Here is a 20,317-nt window from a genome sequence, read left to right on the forward strand (position 1 = left end):
CGTTCTATAAACTGAGTGTGCAACAAAGTGCTGTGCAAGGCAATTGCTGAGCCGGTTTAGGAAATAAGAGCAATCGCCGTGAGGTTCCCAGAGGGCATGCCAACGCTGCTCGTACAAAAGCACCCGCTTTTTCTAGCGAGTCACGAAGTGACGTTCTGGCAAGTGGCGTAGCCACGTCTAGCGAGTATCGCGAAGCGATACGGTCTGGCAGCTGCGAAGCAGCGTTCTTAGCGCTATCGCCGTTAATGCCGCGCTTCAACCAGCCGTCGGTAGAGGGCATCCTTGAGCTCAGATCGTTCCTGCTTCAGCTGATGCATTGACAGATCATCGATAGGGGAGTTATTCATCTCCAGCACCCGGATCTGCTTATCGAGGGATTGGTAATAACGGTTCTCTTTAGCAAAACGTTCGTCAGACTCTTTCAGTTGATCGATAACATCCTCATAATCAGGGAAATCATGTGCTAAAGAGTGCTCTTCACCTAACATTTGAAGTACCTCCTGTCGGTTTCTCAGTTCATTGTCGTTCTTACCACTATGGCTATTAACTTTTTAGTCAAAAAACCGCGATTCTTCCACTAATTCGCTGAAATAGCGGTGGGCAAGCTAGCAATGGGGCGTTCTTTTAGGTGACGCTACTACCTACCACTGTATTCCCAATAAGCTTGATGCGTTGAAGGACACAACACCTGCAGATGTTATGGTAAGGTTTATGGGCACACACTTGTCGAGTGTTGAACACTCCACTCTGTACTCTTTACTATCGACAAACTACGGAAATATTATTTTTCCTTTTTTCAAAGCCTTACTTATTCATAATGGATAATCTCGTTGCCAGAATACAAAAAAAGATCACGTATTATCAAAAAGGTTCTGATCAGTGAATAAGCCGGACTTTCCAGAGTGGGTCATTAAGCTTATTATCATGGTTGCCCTGCCTGCAGCGACCTGCTTTGGACTCTACTCAGTTGCTTATCTGGATAGTGACAGAGATATCTTCACACTGCCGGTTATACTCTCCTACCCTGTTGCCCTACTCGGCATAGCGGGCACTTATAAAACACTGATCTCACCTGCCAAGCATCACCTTAAGCTAGCATTCTGGATTGCCTGCATTGTCGTTCCGGTAATGATACAGATAGCAGTGAGATCAACCTGAGAACAGTCTGTGGCGCAGTTGACAGAATAAGTCGCTTATCGCCGCGGGGGATCCAGTGGGCATGCCAACACGTCTCCCACAAATCTGCGCCCGCTTTTTCTAGCGAGTCACGCAGTGACGTTCTAGCTAGTGTCGCGAAGCGATAGGGTCTTACGCTCTGCGCGCCGCTTTTCCTAGCGAGTCACGAAGTGACGTTCTGGCAAGCGACGCAGACGCGTCTTTTTTCCTAGCAAGGGAAGCGATTAATGGTCTTGCAAGCTGCTCAGTAGCCCTCTTAAGGTTCGGTTAAGTTGATATCTTTGAGTACATTCTTCCGATGTAACCGCATCTGGAAAATCATGCATCGAATAGCCTTCTCACTCGATCTATAAACACAAAGAATTTCAAGAATATTTTTCTTTCATCGCTTTCAGCACATTATATAAATCTAAAGTCTTTATCTGAGTTGAACCTGAGGCAATTTCACAATTATCACGCCCCGATATGATCAATACAATAGGTTCCTTTGCTGAACTAAATCTCCCATTAAGGCTAAAATAAATCTGCTCTATCTCAGACCATCTAATCGGCTCATTTGAATATTTATAAACAATAATCCCATCTTTACTAACTTTAGCGATGTCATTAAAAATAGACTTTAATTTATATGCATATTTATAAGTCTTTAAGAGACCAAGAAATATCAGTGGGGAAAATGTTACAGCCAAGATAAGGCCAAACTTATTAAATAAAAAAATGTATCCCAAGCCACACACCAAAAAAACCATAGCCATTAAATATAAAAAATCAATCCGACTAGCCTTAACCAAAAATACATCACCATTTATATCATCCAAATATCCACTAATAAAAATCTTATTCTTAAAATCAATATAGACATGATAAACACCAACAAAAAACATTAAGAGAAAAAGTGTTAATAAAAAATAATCATAGTTGATACCCTCTCGATAGTTAAGCATTAACTCCGACGGCTTCAATATTTCTATATAGCTTCCATCTGTTAACGTCTCTATTTTGCAGATCTGATCTCTATAATTAATACCAACTCGGATCTCTTCTCCCAAGTGCCGATATTTCAATCTCCATATAGTATTATGCGGTAACCAATGATCATACTCAGTTCGATAAACAGTATTACCATCACTATTAACCAACTTTAGTTTAACTAAATTTACAGCTCTATGGCGACGTTCCTCCTGAATATCGATTAACGTATAGTTTTTATAGTCCAGGTCGCTTTCATCATAATCTGCCGGTATTTTCATCCATAGCGTATATATCCATGGACCGCAGAGAGCAACAATCACAAGAAACTGAAAAACAGACTTTAAAAAAAGAGAGATCAACTTTTGACATCCTGTCACTAAAATTCACTGATTCGATAACGTACCAGAGGGAGCGATATTCTTGCAAGTGACAACTCGTATCGCCAAGCGATGCGGGTCTTGCGCTCTGCGCGGTTTATCGCCGTGAGGTACCCAGAGGGCATGCCATCGCGCCTCCTACAAAACCTCCCCGCTTTTTCTAGCGAGTCACGCAGTGACGTTCTGGCAAGTGGCGAAGCCACGTCTAACAACTAGCAAGCGCAGCGTTCTGGACAAAGAAAAGCTACGCTTTTCTTTGTCTTACCGCTTCAAACAGACACACCCCTGTCGCCACCGATACGTTCAGCGAGGAGACCTCCCCTGCCATATCGATTTTTACCAGGAAATCGCAGTGTTCACGGGTGAGGCGGCGCATCCCCTGGCCTTCGGCGCCCATCACCAGGGCCATTGGGCCTTTCAGGTCGGCATCGTAGATCAGGGTGTCCGCTTCGCCAGCGGTGCCGGTAATCCAGACTCCCCGCTGTTGAAGATCTTTCAGGGTGCGGGCCAGGTTGGTCACCAGCACATAGGGGATGACTTCAGCGGCACCGCAGGCCACTTTGCTGGCGGTGGCATTCAACGGGGCTGATTTGTCTTTCGGCGCGATCACCGCGTGGACACCAGCGGCATCCGCGGTACGCAAGCAGGCGCCCAGATTGTGGGGGTCCGTGACGCCATCCAGCACCAGCAGAAACGCGGGCTCTTCCAGCTTATCGAGCATCGCCTCAAGAAACTGTTCGTTCTTCGCCTGAATCGGTTCGCAGGCGACCACAACCCCCTGATGTACTCCGTCCTGCGCCATATTGTCCAGCTCTTTACGGCTGACCCACTCGACAGTGATCTTTTTCTCTGCCGCCAGATCCAGTAGTTTCTGCATCCGGGCATCGACACGCCCTTTCAGAACCCACATCCCTTTAACCCGCTTGCTGTCTCGTTGCAGGGTGGTGGTAGCCGCGTGGATACCGAAGATATATTCAGGACGCATTCTCTGTCTCATTCTGTTCGTTACTGTTACAGGTCTGACAAACCCAGCCGCAACTATTCTGTTTTACCAGTGCCACCAGCAGGCGGATCATCCCGGGGTCGGCGTTCAGTGCCGGGATATACTGATACTGCTCACCTCCAGCCTGCATGAACACATCCCTGTTTTCCACGGCGATCTCTTCCAGGGTTTCCAGACAATCAGCAGAGAAGGCGGGACAGATGATCTCAACCTGTTTTGTACCGCTATTAGCAAGTTTCTCAAGGGTTTTATCGGTGTAGGGCTGCAGCCAGGCTTTAGGACCAAAACGGGACTGAAAGGTGGTCTGCCACTGTCCGTCACTCAGGCCCAGCTCTGTTGCCAGCAGTTCAGAGGTGCGATAACAGTGTTCCGGATAGGGATCACCCTTATCGGCATACTCCTGAGGAATGCCATGATAGGAGAGCACCAGTTTACCACTCTCAGGATGCTCTGCGCGGAAGGCCTTAACCGAATCTGCCAGAGCGCGGATATAGAGCGGATGATCATGATAATCATGAACCACCCGGATATCGGGAAAATTGCGGGTCTTCAGCTGAAAACGGGCGATCTGGTCATAGATCGGTGCGGTAGTGGTTGCCGAGTACTGGGGATAGAGTGGCAGCACCAGAATCTTGCTGTAACCCGACTCCGTCAGCTCTTCCAGGCGCGCCGTCAGCCCCGGATTGCCATAGGTCATGGCGGAAAAAACCTGCATATCCTGATCCGGTATCGTTTGTTGCAGCGCCAGTTGCAGCGCGGCCACCTGCTGATTGAGTATCAGCCGCAGGGGGGAATCCTGATCCCAGATCGATGCATACAATTTTGCCACCTTACGGGGACGGAAGGTCAGGATAATAGCGTTGAGCACCGTTAACCAGATCAGCCGCATCACCCCATCGCCCTCTACCACCCGGCGATCTGAGAGAAATTCTTTAAGATAGCGACGCACCGCGGCAGGAGTGGGTTGATCCGGTGAACCTAAATTAACCAGCAGTATTGCGGTTTTGGGGAGAGACATCTATCTATTTCCGATTACAGGCAAAGCGCTATTATCGCGGAATAACCGGCAATAAAAAACCGCTGTTTTGATTCAGGGATCAAAGCAACGGTTTTTTTATATTCACACCAACGGCTTATTTTTCCAGAGACGCAAATACCGCATCACGGATATCTTCAACGCTGCCGACACCGGGAATATAGCTGTATTTAGGTGCATCAGCAGGCGACTCTTCAGCCCAACCTTTGTAATAGGTGATCAGCGGTGCGGTCTGTTCATGGTACACATCCAGACGCTGACGAACCGTCTCCTCTTTATCATCTTCACGCTGCACCAGGTCTTCACCGGTGACATCATCTTTACCTTCGACAGCAGGCGGGTTGAAGATAACGTGATAGGTGCGGCCGGAACCCGGATGAACACGACGGCCAGCCATCCGCTTGATGATTTCATCGTCAGCAACATCGATCTCAACAACCGCATCGATAGCCACACCGGCATCCTTCATCGCATCAGCCTGAGGGATGGTGCGTGGAAATCCGTCAAACAGAGCGCCGTTAGCGCAATCAGCTTCAGTGATACGCTCTTTTACCAGACCAATAATAATCTCATCAGACACCAGACCACCGGCATCCATGACTTTTTTAGCTTCGATACCCAGAGGGGTACCCGCTTTTACCGCAGCACGCAGCATATCGCCGGTGGAGATCTGGGGAATACCGTACTTTTCGCAGATGTACTGAGCCTGGGTACCTTTACCGGCACCCGGTGCACCCAAAAGAATAATTCGCATGTAAGGATTGCTCCGTTTCTAATTTTATAATGTAAAATCTTGAAGCCGGCCGTTCATTAGATAACCACCGGCTGAAATTTTTCTGAGTGGCAATATGTCACAATATCGTTCTATGCCTGCTACTCACAATTGGACATTCGGCCTACTACCAATTTCTAATTCTACCAATTGCAGGAGACAATTTTTCTGCATTGTAATATTTACTACACAATGTCGTGAAAAACGAACGCTCGAGGTTAGTCAAAACCGGCTAAGGTAGCAACCCCCTAAAAGGATAACATCTGCTTTTGTTGACCGAAGTTATCAAAACCTCATGCCAGCGATACCCCGGCTTACGGGGCATCGCCGCCATTCGTCCCCCCACCTGAGCAAAGCGTCCCTGTCCTTGCCTGAGCAGGCCCACTCAGCGTTTATCCGGTATTGCGCATACCCGCCGAGATACCAGCCATGGTAATCATCAGCGCCTGTTCAAGCCGGGCATCCGGGTGATTGCGGTCGCGATAGAGCAGTTCTGCCTGCAGAAAGTGCAATGGATCGATATAGGGGTTGCGCACCTCAATCGACTGACGGATCACCGGACTATGCTCCAGCAGCGTCTCCTGTTGCTTAATCTTTTTCACCAGTTCAATGGTCTTCGCCAGGCGACAGCGCAGATCGGCCCCCAGCACCGCCAGTTCTTCAGACACCAGCCGTTTTTCATAGTAAGCGGCTATGTTGGCATCTGCCTTGGCCATCACCATCTCCAGCATATCCATATAGGAGCGGAAGAACGGCCAGTCCCTGCGCATCGTCTGCACCAGTTCAAACTGACCTTTATCCAGTGTCTGCTGCAGGGCGACATCACTGCCCAGCCAGGCTGGCAACATCAGGCGGATCTGTGTCCAGGCAAAGATCCAGGGGATCGCCCGCAGGCTTTCAACACCCCCATCCGCCTTACGTTTCGCCGGACGACTGCCCAGAGGTAGTTTTGCCAGCTCCTGCTCCGGGGTTGCCGAGCGGAAATAGGGGACAAACTGAGGATCAAAGCGTACCACATCGCGATAGGCGGTCAGGCCTGCCAGCGACATCTCATCCATCAACTGGCGCCACTCGGGTCTCGGCCCGGGAGCCGGCGCCAGAGTTGCCTCCAGGGTCGCCGAGGTATACAGCTCGAGATTTCGTACCGCAATCTCCGGCACACCAAACTTGAACCGGATCATCTCACCCTGCTCAGTCACCCGCAGACTGCCGGCCACAGACCCAGGGGGCTGTGCCAGAATCGCCGTATGGCTGGGGCCGCCACCACGACCAACCGTGCCGCCACGGCCGTGAAACAGCGTCAGGTGAACACCGTATTCCTGACATACACTGGTCAGCGCTTCCTGAGCCCGATACTGCCCCCAGGCCGCCGCCAACTGCCCTGCATCCTTCGATGAGTCGGAATAACCGATCATGACTTCCTGGTGCCCCCCGGTGTAATCTCTGTACCAGGGGATAGCCAGCAACTGACGGATACAGTTTTCAGCGTTATCCAGGTCGTCCAACGTTTCAAACAGCGGCGCTACCCGCATATTATGATGGATACCGCTCTCTTTCAGCAGCAGGATAACCGCCAATACATCCGATGGCTGACTGGCCATGGAGATAACATAGGATCCCAGAGAGTTCGGTTCTTCCCGGGCGACCACGCTAAAGGTATCCAGTACCTCCTGAACATTCTCCGAGGGAGACCACTCGCGGGGCAACAGAGGACGCTTCTCCTGTAACTCCTTCAGCAGAAACATCTGCTTATTGGTTTCACTCCACTCGCTGTAACAACCGATACCGTAAAAGCCCGTCAGCTCGTCCATCACCTCTGCATGACGATCAGAATTCTGGCGAATATCCAGATTCACCAGAGTCATACCAAAGCACGCCACCCGCCGTATCGTATCACTCAGCAAACCATCAGCAATCACACTCATATGACAGCTGCGCAACGAGGCATCGATCAGTAACAGGGGTTCCAGCAGTTGCCGGGGATAGATATACACCCCCTCTTTTTCCACCGGTCGCCCCTCAAGACGCTCAGTGGTCCAGCGCTTGGTTTGCGTCAGATGGGTGCATACCGTACGCAACAGTTCACGGTAGGGCTCAGGATGATCACCCACCCGCTCGCGCAACTCCGCACTACACTCATTCATCGATAGCTCACTGCGCAAGCGGTCAATATCTTTGATATACAGATCAGCCGCCATCCAGCGGGACAGCAATAAGACTTTCTCGGTGGTCACGGAGGTAACATTAGGGTTGCCATCACGGTCGCCCCCCATCCAGGAGGCAAACCGCACCGGCGAGCTGCTCAGTGGCAGATGTTCACCGGTCGCATCAAACAGTTGCTTATCGATATGCCGCAGGAATACCGGCACCGCCTCCCAAAGGGAGTTTTCAATCACCGCAAATCCCCACTTCGCTTCATCCACTGGCGTCGGTCTCTGCTTGCGGATGGCGTCTGTGTGCCAGGCCTGGCTGATCAGTTCATGCAGCCGGTGATACAGGTCTTCTCCCCGATCGATCCTTTGCAGGCATTCGGTAATGGCATCAAACTTCTGGATCAGCGTGCGCCGGTTAACCTCGGTTGGATGGGCTGTCAGAACCAGCTCAACATCCATATCCCGCACCGCTGCTGCGATCTGCTCTTTTGATAAACCCTGCTGTTGCAACCGGCCGAGCAGGCCACAGAATGAGTCACTGGTACAGACATCCATAATACCTGAACGACGACGCACCCGATGATGTTCCTCAGCGATATTGGACAGGTTGAGAAATTGAGTAAAGGCTCTGGCTACCGGCAGAAGATCATCATCCCCCAGCTCACTGAGGGTTTTAAGCAGTTCATCATCGACAGGCTTGCCCGATGATCTGGCCGCCTTGGAAAGCGCCCGGATCTTTTCAATTTTATCAAGAAACAGCTGGCCTTTATGCTCAACAATGGTCTGTCCCAGACAGTCACCGAGCATCCGGACATCGTCCCTCAGGTCTTCATGAAGCGTTGTCATTCAGTGTCCCCTGTCATCTCTGCGAAGTTCTATTGATACTACATAGTTTGTGCAAAGCACAAATACTATCTTAGTCTCAGTTCGTCAGCGCCAACGTCTTAAAGACCGGTTAACTGCTGCAGTTTCTTCAGGGCTATTTCAACAGTATGCTCATTGGAGTAGCGAATCTCGACCTCCGGCACAGGTGCACCCTCAAGTAACAGGGCGATGCGAAAGTCGGTTTCAACTTCTGCGCCGGAACGGAAACGGATCTCTGCGTCTTTTAGCTGATCGAAGCTGAGACGCAGATATCCACTCGGCACCAGGACCGCCACCTGACGCTGGGAGGTACTGACCAGCAGACCGGGATTGCCTTTAAGATCATCAGAGATCTGGAATCCGGCGCTGACCAGCTGTTTGCGCTGCCCATCGATGCGCTGGTAGTTCCAGTACCCCAGCCCAGCCATGACAATCAGCGCGACAATAAACCATTGAAATGATCCCATCGATTATCTCCCGCGGGCTACGACTAAAGCCCTTTCCGTTTAGCTTCGTCCCACCAGTGGTCCAGCTCATCAAGGGTGAACGCCTGCCAATCTCCAGAGGAGCGCTCGACCTGGTCTTCAATATAGTTAAAGCGATTGGTAAACTTCTGATTGGTGTAGCGTAGCGCCGTCTCCGGATTAACCCCCATGTGACGGGCCAGATTCACCTGAGCAAACAGCAGATCGCCAAGTTCATGCTCCATCTCCAGCTGATCACCGGCAGCGATCGCCTCGCGCAACTCCGCGATCTCCTCCTCGATCTTATCCAGCACTGGCAGCACATCCCCCCAGTCAAAACCGACCCGGGCAGCCCTTTTCTGCAATTTTTCAGCCCGGTTGAGTGCCGGTAGAGCCATTGGGATATCATCCAGCACCCGGGGTTCCTGATGTGGTTTTTCACCCCGCTCCTCTGCTTTGATCGCTTCCCAGGTCTCCTTGATCTGCTGCTCATCCAACGCCGTGGAACTGCGCCGACTGGTCAGGGTTCCCCCGGGAAAGACATGAGGGTGACGACGAATCAGTTTCTTTACCAGGGTATCGACGATATCGTCAAAATTATAACCCTGCTGCTCTTCCGCCAGACGGGCATAAAAGATCACCTGAAACAACAGGTCTCCCAGTTCACCCTGCAGGTGCTGCCAATCCTGTCGTTCGATGGTATCGGCCACCTCATACGCCTCTTCAAGGGTATGGGGAACAATGCTGGCAAAATCCTGTTTCAGATCCCAGGGGCAACCATCCTCAGGGTCCCGCAGCCGGGCCATCAGCGTTTGCAGATCTTCAAGGGTATAACGCATCAGCGGGTACCACTCCGCTGTCGGTGCACCTCGGTAACGTTTGGAATCTGGTTGATCTTGTCCATAATTTTACCCAGCAGCTCGAGACGGCTGATCTCAATCGTCAGTGTCAGATAGGCAATATTGCTCTTCTTATCCGACTGAGTATTCGCGGCGATCAGGTTAACATTCTCGTTTGCCATCACCATCATCAGGTCGCGCAACAGACCTGCCCGGTCAAAGGCTTCCACATAGATATCCACCGGATAGGTTGACTCGCCCTCTTCTCCCCAACTAACTTCAACCATCCGCTCCCGTTCCTGCTGACGCAGCTGAAAAGCGTTGGTACAGTCATCCCGGTGAATAGAGACTCCCCGGCTTTTGGTGATATAACCGATAATCGGATCGCCCGGTACCGGCTTACAACACGGAGCAATAGTCGTCAGCAGATTACCCACCCCGCGTATTTTTATCCCTTCATAAACGGACTGAGAACGAACACTGCTGCCGGGCAATGCCAGATCCAGCTGTTCATCGTGATGATCCGTCTCAACCTGCTGTTGCGCGGCGTTGATCACTTGCGAAAGACGGATATCCCCGGCGCCCAGCGCAGCATACATATCATCGGCAGAACGATGATTAACCGCCTTCGCCATCAGATCAAAATTAAGATCAGCATTTTCCAGCGCCAGACGACGGAACTCCCGGTCGATAATTTTCTTACCGGCGGCGGCGTTTTTGTCTTTATCCTGAAGTTTAAACCAGTGTTGAATCTTGGCCCGTGAACGGGCACTGGTGATATACCCCAGGTTTGGGTTGAGCCAGTCACGCCGCGGATGCTCTTCACTTGCGGTCAGGATCTCCACCTGATCGCCGGTCTGAAGCTGACGGGTCAGAGGGACGATCCGGCCATTCAGTTTTGCCCCGCGACAGCGGTGTCCCACTTCGGTATGCACCCGGTAAGCAAAATCGACTGGTGTCGAGCCCACCGGCATATCCACAACATGACCATCTGGGGTAAAGACATAAACCCGGTCATGGGCCACATCGCCACCGATTACCTCAGAAAACTCTTCAGTGCCTCCGAGATCCTCAGTCCACTCAAGCACCTGACGCAGCCAGGCGATCTTGTCTTCATAACTGGAACTTTGCGAGTGGGTATCGGTGCCCTTATAGAGCCAGTGCGCACAAACCCCTAACTCAGCCTCTTCATGCATCGAAAACGTCCGGATCTGAATCTCCAGCACTTTGCCTGATGGGCCAAATACCGCGGTATGCAGGGAACGATAACCGTTGGGTTTAGGCGATGCGATGTAGTCATCAAACTCGTGGGGGATATTACGCCACAAGCCGTGAACAATACCCAGCACGGTATAACAGTCACGAATCTCCGGCACCAGGATGCGTACCGCACGGATGTCATAAACCTGGTTAAAGGCGATGTTCTTACGCTGCATTTTGCGCCAGATACTGTAGATGTGTTTGGCCCGCCCCATCACATCGCCATCAATATTGACCTTTTTCAACTCAGCATTAAGAATACTCACCGAATCTTCGATGAACTGCTGACGATCCAGGCGCTTCTCATCCAGCAATGACGCAATCTGCTTGTAGTCGTTGGGTTTGAGATAGCGAAATGAGAGATCTTCCAGTTCCCACTTGATATGACCGATGCCCAGCCGGTGAGCCAGCGGCGCATACACATCAAACACCTCCCGCGCCACCAGATAACGCTTCTTACGAGAGTCACTCTTAACACGACGAATAGCACAGGTGCGCTCGGCAATCTTAATCAGCACTACCCGCACATCATCAATCATCGACACCAGCATTTTGCGGACGTTGTCCAGCGGGTTTCCGCTCTGGCCCAGCACATTCTCACGCCGGGGGTTCTGTCGACTGCCGATAGCCGCCATCTGCAACACGCCATCGATCAGCGTAGCAATTGTCTGACTGAAGCGACGGCGAATATCTTCCAGAGTGGTACGTTTTTCACGAACACTGCGATACAGGATGGCAGCAACCAGCGCATCCTGATCCTGATTCAGTTCAATAAGAATCTGGGCCATCTCCAGCCCGGTGAGATAACTGTCACTGTCTTTCCATGAATCTTCCGAAGGTTCAGCTTCCTCTTTCAGCTGTTTGGCATAAAGACAGGCCTGACGAACTGTATCTATATCCTTAACTTCAACCTGCTCCTGCAGCCTTTCCAGCCACAGATCCAGATCGACACTACCGTCAGCATGTATTGGATGATCTTCGCGTACTTTTACCACAGCGCTAGCCGCTCCCTTCTATACCTTCGTGATGCCACTCATATTGCGCTATCTGCACCCTGCTGATGACCACGTTATAACAGTAGCAGGGGCCAAAATATTATGAATCCATAGCACTTACAGCGGCCCATTTTAGTATTTCAGCCATGCAATAGCGAGTATGTTCCGTGGAAATCGGGGGATGCTGCCAGCAATCAGGATTGGGAAAACCAGCTTTATAAGTAAAAAAGAAAAACCGTGCTCAGATACCACAACACCTCTATGCCGACTCAGGGCCTGATCTCAGGAAGGTTTAACGGCGATTCCCGTCACCAGTTGTTTTACCAGCCGCGGAAAGGCGTGATGCTGATAGCGTTGTAGCTGCGGCACCTCAAAACCAGCGCGGGAGATAAGCTCTGCGGTCTCCCGGTTCAGTTGGCAGCCCCCGGCACACCGTCGCCAGAAGGGATTAAGACGGTGTTGCCAGCGCTGTACTGTAACGTCATCAGACAACACATGCTCAAAGAATAGCAGTTGCCCACCCGGCCTGAGCACGCGATAAATTTCCTGCAACACCTTTTGTGGATGAGGCACGGAACAGAGCACAAGAAAGCAAACTACTGTATCAAACTGGTTATCTGCCAACGGGATATCCATCGCATCAGCAACCAATAACTGAATTTTATTACGCTGAGCTTCCGGTAAAGCTGCCAGAACTGCGCAGGCTTTCTGCATCACCCCGGTATCAGGCTCAAGTGCATATAGTTCAGAGACCTGCCCCGGATAACAATCAAAGCTGGTGCCAGTACCTGCGCCAATCTCCAGCACGGCCCCTGTGGCATAGCTTAGTAGCTGCTCCCTTTCAGGCGCGACCACCTTCGATACCCGGTCCAGCAACCAGGGAAACAGCCAGCGATAATATGGATTGAATCGGCGTAGACTCATCTCTTGGCATCCACTATTCTTGTACTGAAATTACGTACTTTTGTTTTACATTTCAGGAGCTTTACCTATGGCACGTATCAAAATTGATATGCCCGAAAACTACAGTTTCACCACCGAAATACCGGTACGTATCAGTGATATCAATTATGCTGGCCACCTCAGCAACGATTCTGTGTTATCCATCGTACATGAAGCGCGACTTCGTTATCTGAACTCCCACAACTATACAGAGCAGGATATCGAGGGTTCAGGCATTATTATGACCGATTCGGTTATCGTCTATAAGGCCGAGAGTTTTTACGGTGACCTGATACAGATTGATATTACTGTGGGCGACTTCAATAAGTATGGCTGCGATATCTACTACCTTCTCAGCAATAAGAAGACAGCGGTCGAGATCGCCCATGTCAAAACCGGTATCGTCTTTTTTGATTACACCGAAGGAAAGGTGGTGACCGTACCCGAAGGGTTTAAAGACAGAATCATCAAAGTGGTTTAAACATTCGAGTCTGACTGTTTAATAATTACTCAAAAAAATCAATTTAACTGGTTGAAAAAAATACAGAAACGACAACCTGAACGAATTTTAACCCACCGCCGTAAAGCCCCATAATATGGGGCTTTCACAGAGTTATCCTAGAGTTATTAACAGCCTTGTGACACTATTTCTGTTTATAAAAGGGGGATAACGTCCCATTGCCGGGGACGCAGTCCAACACTCACTGATCGCCGTCCGACTCTTCACTAAAGACTTCATCGCGCCACTCGGGCCCCAGCTTCTCTTCAATATAATCACGAATCAGCTTACGCACCATTTGCGAAGGAGTGACATCATCTGCATTGCACAGCTTTTCAAAGGTCGCTTTCTTGTTCGGGTCAATCAGCAGTGTCAGCCGTGCCGTTCTCTTCTCCATAACAACTCCTCAAAACTATTTATGTTAATCATATTAACATTGATTTATACCCTGATGAACATGTAATGTAATCTATATTCTAACAACCACTCAATCGAATCCGGGGCCATATTGCCGGCCGCAGCGTCTCAAGTTCGCTGTAACCGCTTAGCGAGAGCAATTATTCATGTCGCATCGTTTACATCTGCACAGTATTAAGCCTTTCAGCGCACTGCGTGAGTGCCTTAAAGAGGGCTATACCCTGGCTACCCTATACCAGGATCTGATGGCGGGCATCACGGTTGGCATCATCGCCATTCCATTATCGATGGCGCTGGCGATAGCCAGCGGTGTACCACCCCAGTACGGCCTCTATACCGCCATCATCGCCGGTATTCTGATCCCGCTGACCGGCGGTTCCCGTTATAGCATATCCGGCCCGACTGCGGCCTTTGTCGTGATTTTGTATCCCGTGGCTCAGCAGTTCGGACTCAGTGGACTGCTGATCGCCTCGCTGATGGCTGGCGTTATGATGGTGATGATGGCGCTGAGTCGACTGGGTCGTCTGATTGAGTACATTCCGGAACCGGTCACCCTGGGCTTCACTTCAGGCATTGCAGTAGTGATCGCCACCCTGCAGATGAAGGACTTTCTGGGGCTCGAGCTACAGGAGATGCCGGAAAAATATATCGACAAAGTACTCGCCCTGTTTAATGCATTACCCACTCTGGAACCCGCCGAGTTTATTGTCGGGGCCACAACCCTGGCGGTATTAATCGTCTGGCCCCGGTTACGCCTCCCGATTCCGGGTCACCTGCCAGCCGTTGCCATCGGAGTAGCACTGTCTTTACTGCTGGCCAATGCCGGCTTTGATCTCCAGACCATCGGTTCCCGTTTCAACTATCAACTGGCCGATGGCACCATCGGTCAGGGCATTCCTCCGGTCCTGCCCGAATTCAACTGGCCCTGGCTGCAACCAGGCCCGGATGGGCAACCGATCGACTGGGATTTCCATAAACTGACAGCACTGATTCCGATCGCCTTTTCAATTGCGATGCTGGGGGCCATTGAATCACTACTCTGTGCAGTGGTGCTGGACGGTATGAGTGGCAAGCGCCATCACTCCAATGTCGAACTGCTGGGTCAGGGCGTTGGCAATCTGGTAACTCCCTGGTTTGGCGGTATTACCGCAACAGCAGCCATCGCCCGCTCTGCTGCCAACTACCGCGCCGGTGCTCAGTCCCCCCTGGCGGCCGTTATTCATGGTCTGATAGTACTCGTCAGCCTGCTGATACTGGCGCCCTGGCTGGCGTATATACCGATGGCCTCAATGGCGGCGATGCTGTTGATGGTCGCCTGGAATATGAGTGAAGCGCCGAAAGTGATGGAGCTTCTTAAAAAAGCGCCCTCCGGGGATATTCTGGTGCTGCTGACCTGTTTCTCTCTGACCGTGATGATCGATATGGTGGTGGCGATCTCCTTCGGTATCGTCCTCGCTTCCCTGCTGTTCATGCGGGATATCGCCCAGATGACCCGGGTGATCGAGATCAGCGATAACCGCAAACATGTCCCCGACACGCTGCCTGATGACTGGGGCGTATATAAAATCAGCGGGCCGCTGTTTTTTGCCGCCGCCGACAGAATATTCTCGGAAATGTTATTGCTCACCGAGCATAAGCAGCGTGTCATCCTCTATATGGATGCCGTGCCAATACTGGATGCCGGCGGATTGTCTGCGCTGAATCATTTTCTGGAGGCAAAGTTCAGGACGGGTAGCTTTGTTATTATCGCCGACCTGCAATTTCAACCCCTGAAAAACATCGCTAAAGCGGGACTGAAACCAATCGATCAGACGCTGGTTTTCACACCGACGCTGGCTGAAGCGATTGAGGTTGCTGGTGCCAAAGTCACACAGGCAAATGCCCTGCCTCAATAACAAGACGCGGGCAAAACAGGGCTTATTGACATCCCCTGTTTTCAGATGGGCAGCGCTCAGAAAGCAAAAAAACCGCCAGAGATGGCGGTTTTTTTCACAGGGCCAACGCCTCTGATGACTTTCTATTCGTAGTCCTGATAGGCCATCGGAGCCAGGTTCTCAAACTTGGTAAACTGACCAATAAACGCCAGACGATTACTACCGATAGGACCATTACGCTGCTTACCAATGATGATCTCGGCTATGCCCTTATCCGGAGAGTCCTCGTTGTAGACCTCATCCCGGTAGATAAACATGATCACGTCGGCATCCTGCTCGATCGCACCGGATTCCCGCAGGTCTGAGTTAACAGGACGTTTATTGGGTCGCTGCTCCAGCGCACGGTTGAGCTGCGACAGCGCAACAACCGGGCATTCCAGCTCTTTAGCCAGCGCCTTGAGAGAGCGGGAGATCTCGGAAATCTCCGCTGTACGGCCCTCACTACTGCCCCCTTTCAGCTGCATCAACTGAAGGTAATCCACCATGATCAGAGCGATATCACCATGTTCCCGAACAATACGCCGGGCACGGTTGCGCATCTCTGTCGGGCTGATACCGGCAGTGTCATCAATAAACAGCGGCTTATCCCGCAACATATTCACAGCCGTGGTCAGACGGGGCCAGTCATCCTCTTCCAGTTTACCGGAACGCACCCGGGTCTGGTTGATCCGCCCAAGGGAGGAGAGCATCCGCGTGACCAACTGGTCGGCAGGCATCTCGAGGCTGAATACCAGTACCGGTTTATCCTGCGCCATCAGGGCATTTTCGACCAGGTTCATGGCAAAGGTGGTTTTACCCATGGAGGGACGGGCTGCCACGATGATCAGGTCGGAAGGTTGCAAACCTCCGGTGGATTTATCCAACTCTTCAAACCCGGTGGTAACTCCGGTCATCGAGCCTTCGGAGTTAAACAGTTCATCAATCTTATCCACCGCTTTTTTCAGCAGCGGATTGACGCCGACAGGACCACCCTCGTTGGGCCGATCCTCGGCGATCTGAAAGATCTTCTGTTCCGCTTCACTGAGGATATCCGTACCTGGACGCCCTTCCGGCATAAAGGCGCTTTCGGCAATCTCGTGGGCAACGGTAATCATCTTGCGCAACAGCGCCCGGTCACGAACGATCTCGGCATAGGCACGGATATTAGACGCGCTGGGGGTATTTCGGGCCAGTTCAACCAGGTAGTCCAGCCCTCCCGCCGCATCCAGATTTCCGGTGCGGTCCAGCTCTTCAGAGATGGTGACCACATCGATCGGCTGCATATTATTAACCAGCTTCTCAATCGTACGAAAGATCAGCCGGTGATCGTGACGGTAAAACTGATCTTCCAGCACGATCTCTGAAACCGCATCCCAGGCGTTATTATCCAGCATCAGCCCGCCGAGTACGGACTGTTCAGCTTCCTGCGAGTGAGGAGGAACTTTTACCCCCTCCATATCGGCTGAATCAGGATCCAGATAATCCATAAAACTTTATACCTCAACACACAGAATACCCGCTTCAGATCCCCTTGGCCTGAAACGAAAAAAGCACTGCGCAGTATAATACTACGCAGTGCTTCTTAACTCACCCGCTGATCTGAAAGATTCAGATCAAAAGCAGTGCTTACTCGCCAACAACAACGATGCCGACAGTAGCAGTCACTTCTGGGTGCAGCTGGATAGCAACTTCGAACTCACCAGTGGTACGCAGCGCACCTTCTGGCAGACGAACTTCACTCTTAGCAACTTCGATACCTGAAGCGGAGATCGCATCAGCGATATCTGCAGTACCGATAGAACCGAACAGCTTGCCCTCTTCGCCCGCTTTAGCAACGATAGACAGTTCAATTTCGTTCAGTTGTTCAGCACGCGCCTGAGCAGAGTTCAGCTTCTCAGATGCAGCAGATTCCAGTTCAGCACGACGTGCTTCAAAAGCTTCCAGATTAGCCGCTGTAGCAGGAACCGCTTTTCCAAAAGGAAGCAGGTAGTTACGACCGTAACCACGCTTAACGGTTACCTTGTCACCCAGGCTACCCAGTTTGCCAATTTTCTCGAGCAGGATAACTTCCATCTCGCAAACCTCTATTTTTACTCTCGCCTGTCAGCGTCTGACACTCACAGGCTGAAACTTGTTTAATCACCTGCACACATATTTCACATACCTGAATATGTGCCGCAGGTTAACCGTTATTACTGGTGGCTGTCAGTGTATGGCAGCAGTGCAACGTAACGTGCACGCTTAATAGCTGTTGCCAGCTGACGCTGATAACGAGCCTTAGTACCAGTGATACGGCTAGGTACGATTTTACCGGTTTCAGTAATGTAACCTTTCAGGGTGTCCAGATCTTTGTAATCGATCTCAGTAACGCCTTCAGCGGTAAAACGGCAGAATTTTCTACGACGGAAAAAACGAGCCATGGTATATCTCCTCTAAATATGGGTTAAACCGATTACTCGGCAGCAGCTTCTTCAGCAGCTGGCGCATCAGCAGCCGGAGCTTCTGCAGCAGGTGCTTCAGTCGCTTCAGCAGGCTTTTCAGAACGCTCTTCGCGACGTGGACGACGCTCTTCACGGCCTTCAGCAGCTTTAATTGGAGATACTTCAGTAACCGCATCTTTACGACGAACAACCATGTTACGGATAACCGCATCGTTGTAACGGAAGATGTTGGTTAGCTCGTCCAGAGTTTCCTGAGCACACTCAACGTTCATCAGAACGTAGTGAGCTTTATGGATCTTGTTAATTGGGTATGCCAGGTGGCGACGACCCCAATCTTCCAGACGGTGGATTTTACCTTCAGATTCTTCAATCAGCTTGGTATAACGCTCAACCATAGCTGGAACCTGCTCACTCTGATTCGGGTGAACCAGAAAAACGATTTCGTAATGACGCATTAATTGCTCCTTACGGTTTATACAGCCTTCAGCCGCATCGAAAAACGGTAGAAAGCAAGGAGTTAGAGTTAGTTTCCTCAATGGCATAGCCAACGGGAGGCGAAATTATACGCGAAGATCGATAAAACACAAACAAATCTACGCTATTTCTGTCCTCAGGTATTGCAAACCGATATTAACGGGCAGGAGAGATCGACTGACTCATTTTTGCGCAGAACAGCTTTTTGGTATGTTTATCAGGATCTTTGCGAATGGCAGCCCAACAACTGTTGGTGTCTTCAAACTGAGTAAACTGCAGACCATCACGCAGATCGATCAGATAGACCTTGTCGTAGAAATCATGGTCATTCCATTCACTGACCTTCATACGGGTTTGAATACAGGTATAACGGGGGACGATGTTCACGCCGGTTTTCTGCGCCCGGATATAGTGACGGTAGTAGTTTTTACCCCGTTCGGTGCCGCGTATCTGATAGTGAACAAAATCGCGACACTGTTCCAGATCGGTAACCCGCTTATCTTCCAGCAGCACCGCTTTACTGATGGGCGTACCTTTATAAGTAAACTCACCAAGCAGATAGATCTCTGGCTGCTGGGCAAGGGCCATCGGTGAAGCCAGCAGCGTTGCCAGCAGCACTCCTTTATAAAGCATCGCAATCCTCCTGATTATAGCGAAACAGTGTTGTAGGGATGAGTTTTCACAATATCGCAGGCTAACGCATCTCAGCCTTTTATTCGACCTCTGGGCCAAAAAACGATGACAACTGACCGAATATTCATGATGGTGGTCATGTTTGTGCACTAAAGCGGCGCCGAAACTCTCGTGGCGTCAGCCCGGTGATCTTAATAAACACTTTTCTGAAGGCACTGACATCGTCGTATCCGCTACTCAGCGCGATCAACTCAATACTATCAGCTGAGCTTTCAAGCGCGTCGCAGGCTTTGCTGATGCGCAACTGCTGGATATACTCTTTTGGCTTATACCCGGTCGCCCGGACAAAACGGCGCAGAAAAGTCCGTTCCGTCAGATGACACTCCTCAGCCAGTTGCTTCACCGTCACACTGGCCTGACTATGACTTTGCAAATAGTGCTGACTCTTCAGAACGGCCCGGTCACCATGATCAAATGGTGGCATAAAACAGCGGTAGTAACGTTGCTGACGGGGGGCGGTGTCAACCACGAGGTGCTTGCCTAACTGGCGCATCAGCGCCGGACTGCCAAACTGTGCCACCAGTTCCAACCCCAGATCCAGCCAGGCCATCAAGCCTCCCGCAGTGATCAGGTCACCATCATTAATCAGTATTTTGCTGTCATCCACCCTGATGTCGGGGAACCGTTGAGCTAGCCGATCAGCCAGCATCCAGTGGGTGGTCGCCGCGCGCTGATTCAGCAATCCCGTCTGTGCCAGAATAAAAGCCCCGGCACAGACAGAACAGAGCAATACGCCTGCAGCGTGCATCGACTTCAGCCATTCACTCAGAACCGGTTGTTCGTCGGTATAAAAACCACCCTCAATGCAGGGAGGCAAAATAATCACTTGCGGAGTATCGGTGACAACCGCTGACAGATCGGTTAACTCAGCACCCGGCAACACTCGTATCTCAAAATGCACTCCCTCTGGTCGCTCCTCACTCAAACGACTGGCCATGCCAAACAGCTCAGATAACCCTTCGATGGCGGATTTCATCCCTCCGGGATAGTCGATAACCGCAATGTTGATTGTTTTCATAAATACCGA

Annotated in this window: 20 protein-coding genes; 3 read left to right on the forward strand and 17 right to left on the reverse strand. The window is 51.0% G+C overall.

Translation table 11 applies throughout. From position 1 onward, the window contains the following. Positions 1 to 242 precede the first annotated feature (242 nt). Positions 243 to 488 (reverse strand): HP1242/YdcH family protein, encoded by a 246-nt coding sequence (locus BMY09_RS15070; protein WP_091359992.1) that lies wholly within the window; start codon positions 486 to 488, stop codon positions 243 to 245. A gap of 391 nt (positions 489 to 879) precedes the next feature. On the opposite strand from BMY09_RS15070, the gene BMY09_RS15075 reads away from it, so the two are divergent. Next, positions 880 to 1,158: a hypothetical protein gene (locus BMY09_RS15075; protein ID WP_091359994.1), complete on the forward strand. Its 279-nt coding sequence runs from the start codon at positions 880 to 882 to the stop codon at positions 1,156 to 1,158. 383 nt (positions 1,159 to 1,541) lie between these two features. Here BMY09_RS15075 and BMY09_RS15080 read toward each other — a convergent pair whose 3' ends face one another. From BMY09_RS15080 to BMY09_RS15120, 9 genes are all read right to left on the reverse strand, one after another. Then, entirely contained in the window at positions 1,542 to 2,507 is a 966-nt protein-coding gene (locus BMY09_RS15080) for a hypothetical protein (RefSeq protein ID WP_091359995.1), read from the reverse strand. A gap of 262 nt (positions 2,508 to 2,769) precedes the next feature. After that, positions 2,770 to 3,510 carry a 23S rRNA (guanosine(2251)-2'-O)-methyltransferase RlmB gene (gene rlmB, locus BMY09_RS15085; RefSeq protein ID WP_091359997.1) on the reverse strand — a complete coding sequence of 247 codons (741 nt, stop codon included), beginning with the start codon at positions 3,508 to 3,510 and terminating at the stop codon, positions 2,770 to 2,772. After that, the gene (gene hemH / locus BMY09_RS15090) at positions 3,500 to 4,546 is read right to left on the reverse strand and encodes a ferrochelatase (protein ID WP_091359999.1); all 1,047 of its coding nucleotides are present in this window, start codon (positions 4,544 to 4,546) and stop codon (positions 3,500 to 3,502) included. The genes rlmB and hemH overlap by 11 nt, the downstream gene beginning before the upstream one ends. Positions 4,547 to 4,661: 115 nt before the next feature. Continuing rightward, positions 4,662 to 5,318 (reverse strand): adenylate kinase, encoded by a 657-nt coding sequence (gene adk, locus BMY09_RS15095; RefSeq protein WP_091360001.1) that lies wholly within the window; start codon positions 5,316 to 5,318, stop codon positions 4,662 to 4,664. Between the two features lie 410 nt (positions 5,319 to 5,728). Beyond that, a complete protein-coding gene (ppc, locus tag BMY09_RS15100; RefSeq protein WP_091360004.1) occupies positions 5,729 to 8,335 on the reverse strand; it encodes a phosphoenolpyruvate carboxylase in 2,607 nt (868 codons plus the stop codon). A 98-nt stretch (positions 8,336 to 8,433) separates the two neighbouring features. After that, entirely contained in the window at positions 8,434 to 8,820 is a 387-nt protein-coding gene (locus BMY09_RS15105) for a hypothetical protein (RefSeq protein WP_091360007.1), read from the reverse strand. 23 nt (positions 8,821 to 8,843) lie between these two features. After that, positions 8,844 to 9,656, reverse strand: a complete 813-nt coding sequence (mazG, locus tag BMY09_RS15110; RefSeq protein ID WP_091360010.1) for a nucleoside triphosphate pyrophosphohydrolase — start codon at positions 9,654 to 9,656, stop codon at positions 8,844 to 8,846. Beyond that, positions 9,656 to 11,911, reverse strand: coding sequence for a GTP diphosphokinase (gene relA / locus BMY09_RS15115; RefSeq protein ID WP_091360012.1), 2,256 nt, complete (start codon positions 11,909 to 11,911; stop codon positions 9,656 to 9,658). The genes mazG and relA overlap by 1 nt, the downstream gene beginning before the upstream one ends. A 282-nt stretch (positions 11,912 to 12,193) precedes the next feature. Further along, a complete protein-coding gene (locus BMY09_RS15120; RefSeq protein ID WP_091360014.1) occupies positions 12,194 to 12,835 on the reverse strand; it encodes a class I SAM-dependent methyltransferase in 642 nt (213 codons plus the stop codon). A 67-nt stretch (positions 12,836 to 12,902) separates the two neighbouring features. Here BMY09_RS15120 and BMY09_RS15125 point away from each other — a divergent pair, with 67 nt between their 5' ends. Continuing rightward, entirely contained in the window at positions 12,903 to 13,334 is a 432-nt protein-coding gene (locus BMY09_RS15125; protein WP_091360017.1) for an acyl-CoA thioesterase, read from the forward strand. A gap of 220 nt (positions 13,335 to 13,554) precedes the next feature. On the opposite strand, the gene BMY09_RS15130 is transcribed toward BMY09_RS15125, so the two are convergent. Further along, complete coding sequence (locus tag BMY09_RS15130) at positions 13,555 to 13,749, reverse strand: CopG family transcriptional regulator (protein ID WP_091360020.1); 195 nt, start codon at positions 13,747 to 13,749, stop codon at positions 13,555 to 13,557. Positions 13,750 to 13,915: 166 nt separating this feature from the next. Here BMY09_RS15130 and dauA point away from each other — a divergent pair, with 166 nt between their 5' ends. After that, positions 13,916 to 15,664 (forward strand): C4-dicarboxylic acid transporter DauA, encoded by a 1,749-nt coding sequence (gene dauA, locus BMY09_RS15135; protein WP_091360022.1) that lies wholly within the window; start codon positions 13,916 to 13,918, stop codon positions 15,662 to 15,664. Positions 15,665 to 15,786: 122 nt separating this feature from the next. Here the strand turns inward: dauA and dnaB are convergent, their stop codons facing one another. The 6 genes from dnaB to BMY09_RS15165 all read right to left on the reverse strand — a co-directional run bounded on the left by dnaB (position 15,787) and on the right by BMY09_RS15165 (position 20,308). Continuing rightward, a complete protein-coding gene (gene dnaB / locus BMY09_RS15140) occupies positions 15,787 to 17,169 on the reverse strand; it encodes a replicative DNA helicase (RefSeq protein WP_091360025.1) in 1,383 nt (460 codons plus the stop codon). Positions 17,170 to 17,308: 139 nt separating this feature from the next. Further along, on the reverse strand, positions 17,309 to 17,755 hold the full coding sequence (rplI, locus tag BMY09_RS15145) for a 50S ribosomal protein L9 (RefSeq protein WP_091360027.1): 447 nt from the start codon (positions 17,753 to 17,755) through the stop codon (positions 17,309 to 17,311). A 119-nt stretch (positions 17,756 to 17,874) separates the two neighbouring features. Continuing rightward, the gene (gene rpsR, locus BMY09_RS15150) at positions 17,875 to 18,102 is read right to left on the reverse strand and encodes a 30S ribosomal protein S18 (protein WP_019622438.1); all 228 of its coding nucleotides are present in this window, start codon (positions 18,100 to 18,102) and stop codon (positions 17,875 to 17,877) included. 32 nt (positions 18,103 to 18,134) lie between these two features. Next, positions 18,135 to 18,578, reverse strand: coding sequence for a 30S ribosomal protein S6 (gene rpsF, locus BMY09_RS15155; RefSeq protein ID WP_091360029.1), 444 nt, complete (start codon positions 18,576 to 18,578; stop codon positions 18,135 to 18,137). Between the two features lie 175 nt (positions 18,579 to 18,753). Next, positions 18,754 to 19,230, reverse strand: coding sequence for a hypothetical protein (locus BMY09_RS15160; RefSeq protein WP_091360030.1), 477 nt, complete (start codon positions 19,228 to 19,230; stop codon positions 18,754 to 18,756). 136 nt (positions 19,231 to 19,366) lie between these two features. Then, positions 19,367 to 20,308, reverse strand: coding sequence for a GlxA family transcriptional regulator (locus BMY09_RS15165; RefSeq protein WP_091360033.1), 942 nt, complete (start codon positions 20,306 to 20,308; stop codon positions 19,367 to 19,369). Between the last annotated feature and the right edge of the window lie 9 nt (positions 20,309 to 20,317).

This window comes from Amphritea atlantica, assembly GCF_900111095.1.
Taxonomy (GTDB): domain Bacteria; phylum Pseudomonadota; class Gammaproteobacteria; order Pseudomonadales; family Balneatricaceae; genus Amphritea; species Amphritea atlantica.